Source organism: Actinomadura sp. 7K507 (genome assembly GCF_004348425.1).
Lineage (GTDB): Bacteria > Actinomycetota > Actinomycetes > Streptosporangiales > Streptosporangiaceae > Spirillospora.
The window spans coordinates 1-8,097 of sequence record NZ_SMKK01000328.1 but is presented as its reverse complement, the minus strand read 5'-3'; the positions used below and the strand labels follow the sequence as shown (position 1 = coordinate 8,097).

Annotated in this window: 10 protein-coding genes; 6 read left to right on the top strand and 4 right to left on the bottom strand. The window is 77.5% G+C overall.

Going from position 1 to position 8,097, the window contains the following annotated elements; all coding sequences use genetic code 11:
- The first annotated feature begins 113 nt into the window (after positions 1-113).
- The 5 genes from E1285_RS41165 (at position 114) to E1285_RS41145 (ending at position 3,882) form a co-directional block, all read left to right on the top strand.
- A complete protein-coding gene (locus E1285_RS41165) occupies positions 114-779 on the top strand; it encodes a response regulator transcription factor (protein WP_132160062.1) in 666 nt (221 codons plus the stop codon).
- 50 nt (positions 780-829) lie between these two features.
- Positions 830-1,480 (top strand): RNA polymerase sigma factor, encoded by a 651-nt coding sequence (locus E1285_RS41160; protein ID WP_243723413.1) that lies wholly within the window; start codon positions 830-832, stop codon positions 1,478-1,480.
- Entirely contained in the window at positions 1,477-2,337 is an 861-nt protein-coding gene (locus tag E1285_RS41155; protein ID WP_132160060.1) for a methylated-DNA--[protein]-cysteine S-methyltransferase, read from the top strand. The genes E1285_RS41160 and E1285_RS41155 overlap by 4 nt, the downstream gene beginning before the upstream one ends.
- A gap of 161 nt (positions 2,338-2,498) precedes the next feature.
- On the top strand, positions 2,499-3,563 hold the full coding sequence (locus E1285_RS41150; RefSeq protein ID WP_132160058.1) for an NAD-dependent epimerase/dehydratase family protein: 1,065 nt from the start codon (positions 2,499-2,501) through the stop codon (positions 3,561-3,563).
- 67 nt (positions 3,564-3,630) lie between these two features.
- Positions 3,631-3,882 carry a hypothetical protein gene (locus E1285_RS41145; RefSeq protein WP_132160056.1) on the top strand — a complete coding sequence of 84 codons (252 nt, stop codon included), beginning with the start codon at positions 3,631-3,633 and terminating at the stop codon, positions 3,880-3,882.
- 45 nt (positions 3,883-3,927) lie between these two features.
- On the opposite strand, the gene E1285_RS41140 is transcribed toward E1285_RS41145, so the two are convergent.
- From E1285_RS41140 to E1285_RS41125, 4 genes are read right to left on the bottom strand one after another with little or no spacing between them, the layout of a single operon-like run.
- Positions 3,928-4,140, bottom strand: coding sequence for a CDGSH iron-sulfur domain-containing protein (locus tag E1285_RS41140; RefSeq protein WP_243723414.1), 213 nt, complete (start codon positions 4,138-4,140; stop codon positions 3,928-3,930).
- A 52-nt stretch (positions 4,141-4,192) separates the two neighbouring features.
- The gene (locus E1285_RS41135) at positions 4,193-4,873 is read right to left on the bottom strand and encodes a HemK2/MTQ2 family protein methyltransferase (protein ID WP_132160052.1); all 681 of its coding nucleotides are present in this window, start codon (positions 4,871-4,873) and stop codon (positions 4,193-4,195) included.
- Between the two features lie 14 nt (positions 4,874-4,887).
- Positions 4,888-6,138: an iron-containing redox enzyme family protein gene (locus tag E1285_RS41130; protein WP_132160051.1), complete on the bottom strand. Its 1,251-nt coding sequence runs from the start codon at positions 6,136-6,138 to the stop codon at positions 4,888-4,890.
- Positions 6,135-7,454: a glutamate--cysteine ligase gene (locus E1285_RS41125; protein ID WP_132160049.1), complete on the bottom strand. Its 1,320-nt coding sequence runs from the start codon at positions 7,452-7,454 to the stop codon at positions 6,135-6,137. The genes E1285_RS41130 and E1285_RS41125 overlap by 4 nt, the downstream gene beginning before the upstream one ends.
- Before the next feature lie 210 nt (positions 7,455-7,664).
- On the opposite strand from E1285_RS41125, the gene E1285_RS41120 reads away from it, so the two are divergent.
- Positions 7,665-8,097 (top strand): isochorismatase family protein (locus tag E1285_RS41120; RefSeq protein ID WP_132160047.1); only part of this gene is annotated, 433 nt, incomplete at its 3' end.

The following is an 8,097-nucleotide window of genomic DNA, read 5'->3' as shown; positions in this document are numbered from 1 at the left end:
GTGGGCGGGCGGATGACGGCGGGCCCCGGCCCGGCGGGCGGGTTCCGGGTGTGGGCGCGGCTACCGCTGGGGGGCGGCCCCGATGAGGAGCAGGAGCAGATGGAGGAGATCGCGTGATCCGGGTGATGCTGGCCGACGATCAGACGCTGGTGCGGGCGGGGTTCCGGTCGATCCTGGAGGGCGAGGACGACATCGAGATCGTCGCCGAGGCCGGGGACGGGGAGCAGGCGGTGCGGCAGGCGTCGCAGCTGCGTCCCGACGTGGTGCTGATGGACATCCGGATGCCGGTCCTGGACGGGCTGGAGGCCACCCGCCGCATCATCACCGATCCGCGGCTCGACGCCGTCAAGGTGGTGATCCTGACGACGTTCGATCTGGACGACTACGTCTACGGGGCGATCAAGGCGGGGGCCAGCGGGTTCCTGGTCAAGGACACCGAGCCGCCGGAGCTGATCCACGGGGTGCGGGTCGTGGCGCGCGGCGACGCGCTGCTGGCGCCGACGGTGACGCGGCGGCTCATCGCCGAGTTCGCGTCCCGGATCACCGCGCCGCCGCCCGCCGCGGAGCTGAACTCCCTCACCGACCGTGAGCGGGAGGTGCTGGAGCTGGTGGCCGCCGGGTTGTCGAACGAGGAGATCGCCGGGCGGCTGGTGCTGTCGCCGGCGACCGCGAAGACGCATGTGAGCCGCATCTTGTCCAAGGTGGGGGCGCGGGACCGGGCGCAGCTGGTGGTGCTGGCCTACGAGTCCGGCGTGATCCGTCCCGGCTGGCTCGGCTGAACGGCCTGCCGCGGCCGCAACCGGCCGGGGTGCGGCGGTGTTGAACGGATGTGACGGTTACGGACGAAGGTCTCACCCCACCGCCAGCCGACGGGGCGGGCGCGGGCGGCGACACCGCGGGGGCGCGGGTCGCGGCGGCGCTGTCGCGTGACCTAGACGCGGGGTTCGCGGAGCTGTACGAGGCGTACCGGGGGGCGGTGTTCTCCACGGCGCTGCGGCTGTGCGGGCGGTGGGCCGAGGCCGAGGACCTGTCCGCGGAGGCGTTCCTGCGCGCCTACCGGGCGCTGTGCGGGTATGAGCGGGAGCGGATCGCGGGGCTGCGGCCGCGGGCGTGGTTGCTGACGATCCTGACCAACGTGTGGCGCAACAGCCTGCGGTCGGCGGCGCGGCGCCCGGCGCCCGGCCCGATCGAGGACGTCCCCGACCCGCCCGACCCGGGCGAGGGCGTGGAGGACGCCGCCGCCCGCCACGAGACCGGCCGTGAGCTCGCCGCGCTGCTGGCGCGGCTTCCGGACGACCAGCGCGCCGCGGTCGTGCTGCGGCACGTCACCGACCTTCCCGTCGCCGAGATCGCCGCCGTCCTCGGCATGCCCGAGGGAACCGTCAAGTCGCACATCTCCCGGGGCCTTGCCCGCCTGCGCGATCTGCGCGGCGCACCGCCCCCGGGTACGCGCGAGCAGCAGAGAGGAGGCACCCGATGACCCGAGACGATCGCGCCGGGCGGGCACCCCGCCGGCCAGGCGGTGAGCCGGCCGCCGTCACCGGTGAGCTCGCGGACGAGCGGACCGGTGAGCCGGCGGGCGAATGGGCGGACGAGCTGGCGGGGCTGGCCGCCGACGCGCCCCGCGGCCTGCTGGACCGCATCGCCGCGCGCCGCGTCCACGTCCCCGGTCCCCTGCCGGGCCCGCACGCCGGCCTGCAGGTCGCCTTCACCGACCACGGCGTCGCCTACCTGCGCGCCGGCATGGACGAGGCGGAGTTCACCGAGGCGTTCCGCGCCCGGTTCGAGCGGCCGCTGCTGCCCGCCGCGCGCCCGCCCGCCGGGCTGGTGCCGGCGCTGCGCACCGGGCGCCTGGGGGGCCTGCGGCTGGACCTGCGCGGGCTCAGCGAGTTCGAGGCGGCCGTGCTGCGCGCCGCCGCGCGGATCCCGCGCGGGCAGATCCGCCCGTACGCGTGGGTGGCGCGGCTGGCGGGGCGGCCCAGGGCGGTCCGCGCGGTCGGGTCCGCGCTGGGCCGCAACCCCGTGCCGCTGCTGATCCCCTGCCACCGCGTGACCCGCTCGGACGGCGGGCTCGGCGACTACGTGTTCGGCGCCGGGGCCAAGGAGCGGCTGCTGCGCGCCGAGGACGTCGACGTCGACGAGGTCGCCGAGCTGGCGCGGCGCGGCGTGCGGCTGGTCGGCAGCGACACCACCGGGATCGTGTGCTACCCCACCTGCGGCGACGCGCGGCGGATCACGCCCGGGCACCGGCGCGGGTTCGGTGACCTGGCCGCCGCGCGGGCCGCCGGGTACCGCCCCTGCCTGCGCTGCCGCCCCGGGGAGCCGGGGCCCGCCTGACCATGCGGGCCCCGGGCGGACCCGGGCGGGGCGGCCGAGCGGTCCCGGCGCGGGACGCCGTGCCGGGGCCCGGGCATACATCGGCGTGAGACGGGAATGGGGCGGTCCCGTCCACCTGCGGGAACGGCCCCGCTGGGGACGCCGACGAGGGGGAGGCCGCCATGCGCGTCGTCGTCACCGGCGCCACCGGCAACATCGGAACCAGCACCGTCCGCGCGCTCGCCGCGGACCCGGGCGTCATCGCGATCACCGGCCTGGCCCGCCGCGGACCCGGCCCGGACCTCGACCTGGGCGACGGCGGCAAGGTCGCGTGGGCCGAGGCCGACGTCACCGACAGCGACCTGGTCCCGCTGATGCGCGGCGCCGACGCGGTGGTGCACCTGGCGTGGCTGTTCCAGCCGACCCACCGCCCGGCGGTGACGTGGGACGCCAACGTCGTCGGCAGCGCGCGGGTGTTCGACGCCGCCGCGGAGGCGGGTGTTCCCGCGCTGGTGTACTCCTCGTCGGTCGGTGCCTACTCCCCCGGTCCCAAGGACCGGGCCGTGGACGAGTCCTGGCCCACGCACGGGTGGCCCGGTGCCGCCTACAGCCGTGAGAAGGCCTATGTCGAACGGCTCCTGGACGTGTTCGAGGCGAACCGTCCCGGCTGCCGCGTCGTGCGGATCAGGCCCGGGTTCATCTTCGAGCGGCAGTCCGCGTCCGAGCAGCGGCGCCTTTTCGCCGGGCCGCTGCTGCCCGGCCGACTCGCCCGCCCCGACCTGATTCCCGCGGTCCCGGACCTGCCCCGCCTGCGGCTGCAGGCGCTGCACTCCGCCGACGCCGGTGAGGCGTTCCGGCTGGCCGTCACCGGCGGTGCCCGCGGCGCCTTCAACATCGCCGCCGACCCCGTCCTGGACCCCGCCGAACTCGCCGGAATCCTGGGCGCCCGCACCGTCCGCGTCCCGGCGCGGGGTGTGCGGGCCGCGCTCGCCGCCGCCTGGACCCTGCACCTGGTGCCCGCCTCGCCCGGCCTGTTCGACCTGGCGCTGGAAGTCCCGATCATGGACGTGTCGCGGGCCCGCGACGAGCTCGGCTGGACGCCCCGGCACACCGCCCGCGAGGCCATCGAGGAGTTCCTGGAGGGGCTGCGCACCGGCGCCGGGCGCGACACGCCGCCGCTGTCCCCCGGGACCGGCGGGCCGGGCCGCGTCCGCGAGTTCGCCACCGGCATCGGCCGCAAACCCTGACCCCCTATCGGACACGGACGCACACGGGACACAGACGCACACGGCGAGCACCGACCTGGAGGTCACCATGCCGACGATCACTCCCGACCACCTGCACGCCCTGCTGGCCTCCAGCGAGCGCGGCGCCGCGCTCGTCGTCGTCGCCGGCGAGGCCACCGTGGTGCCCGCCGACCCCGGCCGCGGCAGCGGCCCGGAGGAGGCCCTGGTCATCACCACCCGGGACGCGGTGATCGCCGAACTCGACACCGGCGCCAACGAGGAGCAGATCGAGCGCCTGGCGCAGCGCCTGGACGTCGCCCTCGACAGCCTCGGCGGCTGACCCGCCCCAGGGGGCCGGTGGCCCGCGAAGTTCGGAGTGGACCGCTCAGGAGCCGTCCGCGCTGTCCGCTGGGTTGTCCGAGTTGTCTGGGTTGTCTGGGCGGGTGCGGCGGCGGTGGCTGGTGTCGCAGAACGGGTAGGCGCGGCTGCGGCGGCACGCGCACAGCGCGACCAGGAAACGGTCCGACACCACCGTGCGCCCGTCCTCCAGGACCACCTCGACCGGGCCCTCCACCAGCACCGGGCCGCCCGGCACCATCCTGACCCGGCGCCGCTCCCGATCCCCGCCGCCGGCCGGGCGCGGGGCGGGCTCAGGCGGCCCGGCGGTCATGCCCGCCCTCCCGCACCCGGTCGGCGCGGACCACGACGAGGTCCTCGTGCCGCTGCCCGGGACGCAGCAGGCCGCGGGCCCGCAGCTCGGCGGCCCGCCGCCGCATCACCGGTCCCAGCGGCTCCCGCCGCCGCGTCACCACCGACGCCCGCATCCCGGCACGCCGCAGCGACACCAGCGTCGCCGCGACCCCGTTCAGCGCCGAATGCACCACCAGCAGCGTCCCCGACGGCGTCAGATGCTCCGGCGCCGCCGCGCAGATCCGGTCCAGCAGCATCCGGCCGCCCGGCCCCGCCTCCCACGCGCGGGACCTGCCGCGCACCGAGGCGGGGTCGGCGTCGCCCGCCACGTACGGGGGGTTGGCGACGATCACGTCGAACACCTCGCCCGCCACCGGCGCGAACAGGTCGCCGCGCAGCACCCGGACCGGCAGGCCCTGGACCAGCGCGTTCACCCGCGCGGTGAGCACCGCCCGCGCCGACACGTCGACCGCGACGACCTCGCAGCCGCCGCGCGCGGCGGCCATCGCCACGGCTCCCGTCCCGGTGCCCAGCTCCAGTACCCGCGCCCCCGCCGGGACCCCCGACCGGCGCAGCGCGTCCGCCAGCAGGAGGGTGTCGGACTGCGGGCGGTACACGCCCGGCGGCCTCAGCAGCAGCATTGCGGACTCCCCCTTCACTCGCCCGCCGCGGAGCCGGCCACCGGACCGGCCGCACCCCCGGCCGCGGGACCGGCCGGCGAATCCGGCAGCGGGCGCCGCAGCGCCGAGCGCGGCGGCCGCCGCAGCCAGCTCCCCAGCAGGTGCGCGGCCAGGCGGTCCTCCAGGAGCCCCGTGGCCCGCACGCCGAACACCACGTCCGCCGCCAGACCGGGCTCGTCCTCCAGCAGCCCGCCGATCACGTCGTGGCGCAGGACCTGCTCGTGGACGGCGTCGGCCTCGATGTGCTCGGTGTAGAACAGGCGGGCGCGCGGCCCGGCCCCCAGCCGCTCCAGCGCCCGCGCCATCCGCCGCGCGGCCGGCGCCGTGGTGATCTCCGCCGCCGCGAAATGCCCGACCAGCGCGCCCCGCAGCGACCGCCGCAGACCGAACAGCGACATCATGTTCACCGTCGCGAGCATCACCGCCGGCGCCGCGCCGACATGGGCGCCGTAGGAGGAGTCCAGGCCCAGGTCGTCCAGCAGGCCGGCGTACAGGCCCTGGTGGATCATCTCCGGGCGGCCGCCGCCGAACTCGTCGTGCTCCACCGCCACCAGCGCCGTCTTGGCGCGGCCCCGCAGCCTCGGCACCACCCACGCGTGCGGGTCGGCCTCCTTCAGGTGGTACACCGACCGCAGCGCCGCATGCTCGCGCAGCTGCCACCACTCCCCCTCGTCGCGCAGATGGTGGGTGACGCCGCGCGCGCCGGCCGGCTCGGTCAGCAGCTCCCCCAGCGCACCGTCCACGTCCGCGCCGCCACGGTCTCCACAGCCACGGGCCCCGCTGCCACCGGCTCCACCGCCGTCCGCGGGGGCGCCGCCGTCCGCGACGTCGCGGCGCAGCGCCGACAGGAACCTCTCCTCCATCGCCCCGCGCAGCCGCAGGAGCCCCGGGTCCCACTCCCAGTCCGGGTCGACTCCGGCGAAACCGCGGTAGTGCAGCTCGAAGCAGGTGTGCAGGGCCAGCTGCAGGTCCTCCCCGTAGGGGTCGGCGTCCCGTGCCCGCCGCACCGCTGCGCCCGCAGCGTGCCCGGTCCCGGTGACGTCCCGCGCGGCGCCAGGCGGCGGGCCCGCGGCCAGGGTCCGCGCGACGGCGCCCGACAGCGGCCCGCGCGCGGCGGGCAGCGCCGGCACCGCGGCCGGTACCGCGGCCTGCTCCGGCCGGCGGCCCGGCCCGGTGCCCGGGAGCCGGGCCCCGGGGGCCTGCGGGTGGGCCTGCTGAGCGGTCATGTGTCCTCCGTGCTCCGGGGGGCCTGCGTGGTCGCGGGGGTGTCCGGCCGCGGTACCCGCTCACGCGCGTCCCATACGCCCGGTTCCTCCCCGGGGGCCGCTCCGGGCGGCCGGCCCGGCTCGTCGGCGGGGGCGTCCACGGCGCCGCCCGCCAGGCCGCCGGACTCGGTCTGGCGGGCCAGCATGTCCACCACGGCGCGGGCGCCGCCCCGCGCGGCGGCGCGGCGCTGCCGGTCCGCGCCCGTCCCGGCCCGGCGGACGCCCTCCACCAGCGCGAACACCGCGTCCAGGTCGCCGGCGGCGGCCAGCGCCGGCCCGATGCGGGTGAGCAGGTCCCCGGCCAGCCGCCACGCCGGCGCCGCGCGCCGCGTGAACGGGTCCAGCCCGGGGCCGTCCATCCCGTGCCGTGCCGCGCTCCACAGCGCCGCCGCCAAGACCTGCCCGTCCACGCGCGGGGCCTCGCGCCCGGCCGACAGATCCCGCAGCGCCGCCCCGACCAGCCCCCGCACCAGGGCCGCGTGCAGCACCGCCTCGTCCGCGGTCGCCGCCGCGTCCGCCGCGCGGACCTCCACCGTCGGCCACCGCGGCGACGGCCGCGCCAGCCAGAAGCTCATCGCCTCGTCCACGAGCGCGCCGGCCTCCACCAGCGCGGCGACGCGCCCGTCGTACTCGGCCGCCGACGCCGAGAACGGCGGCGTGCCCGCGCCCGGGAACCGCGCCATCTCCACGATCCGGCGGCAGGCGTAGCTGCCGGCGCGGCCGCGGTCGAACGCGGAGTTCGCCGACAGCGCCACCAGCGTGGCCAGCCACGGCCGCAGGTGGTTCACCACCGCCACCGCGGTGTCCCGGTCCGGGACGCCGACGTGCACGTGGCAGCCGCACGCCTGGTAGTCCTCCACCACCTCCCCGTGGGCGGCCATGATCGCGGCGAAGCGGTCGCCGCGCGCCGCCGGCGGGGGCCGCCCGTCCAGCACCGGCGTTCCCGCCGACACCAGCCGGGCGCCGGCCGCCCGCGCGGCGCGGGCGAGCACCGCCCGCCCGTCCCGCAGCTGCGCCCGCAGGCCGGCGAGGTCGCGGCACACGCCGGTCGCCGCCTCCACCTGCGAGGTCAGCAGCTCGGCGTGGAACGCGCCGCCCGAATCCCGCCCCGGATGCGGTCCCGTCCGCTCCAGGACCTGTTCCGCGAGCGGCACGCACGCCCCCGAGGCCGGGTCGACCAGCAGGAACTCCTCCTCCACGCCGAGGGTCACCCCCGGCGCGGCGGCTTGGCCGGTGCCGTCCCGGCCCGCGGCGGCTCCGGCTTCGTGTACGCCCATGCGTCCCCCGGCCCCCCGTGAACCTGTGCCCGTGTACGCGGACCCGTCACGTCCCAGGTCCGTCATACCGGTGGATGCCCGTACAGAACGTCCCCTCCCTCCCTCGCCGAAGATCGTTTCTCTGGGCGTCGTGGAGGGTGACCGGATCGTTCCGCATCGTGCCGCGATGATGCCTGCCGGGCGCCGGCCGGCCCGGGCAGCATCACGGGCATGAACCGCGCACTCCTCGTCATCGACGTCCAAGAGTCCTTCCGCCGCCGCCCGAACTGGCCGGCCGTGTCGGCTCCCGACATCGGCGCCCGCGCCGCCCGCCTCACCGCCGCCGCCCGCGCCGCCGGCGACCTGGTGGTGTGGATCCTGCACGCCGAGCCCGGCAGCGGCGGCGTGTTCGACCCGGCCCTGGGCGACGTGCGCCTCATGGACGGCCTGGAACCGGCCGGCGGCGAACCCGTCCTGACCAAGACGTCCCGCAACGCCTTCACCACCACCGCACTGCAGCGGCTGCTCACCGAACGCGGCATCGGCGAACTGGTCGTCTGCGGCATCCAGACCGAGCAGTGCTGCGAGACCACCGCCCGCCTGGCCGCCGACCTCGGCTACCGGGTCACCTTCGTCACCGACGCCACCGCCACCTTCCCCATCC

Coding starts and splice junctions, on each gene's coding strand:
- E1285_RS41140 (WP_243723414.1), bottom strand. CDS start 4,140: ATGGTGCCGGGCGGCCCGGTGCTGGTGGAGGGCCCGGTCGAGGTGGTC.
- E1285_RS41135 (WP_132160052.1), bottom strand. CDS start 4,873: ATGCTGCTGCTGAGGCCGCCGGGCGTGTACCGCCCGCAGTCCGACACC.
- E1285_RS41145 (WP_132160056.1), top strand. CDS start 3,631: ATGCCGACGATCACTCCCGACCACCTGCACGCCCTGCTGGCCTCCAGC.
- E1285_RS41130 (WP_132160051.1), bottom strand. CDS start 6,138: ATGACCGCTCAGCAGGCCCACCCGCAGGCCCCCGGGGCCCGGCTCCCG.
- E1285_RS41155 (WP_132160060.1), top strand. CDS start 1,477: ATGACCCGAGACGATCGCGCCGGGCGGGCACCCCGCCGGCCAGGCGGT.
- E1285_RS41125 (WP_132160049.1), bottom strand. CDS start 7,454: ATGGGCGTACACGAAGCCGGAGCCGCCGCGGGCCGGGACGGCACCGGC.
- E1285_RS41150 (WP_132160058.1), top strand. CDS start 2,499: ATGCGCGTCGTCGTCACCGGCGCCACCGGCAACATCGGAACCAGCACC.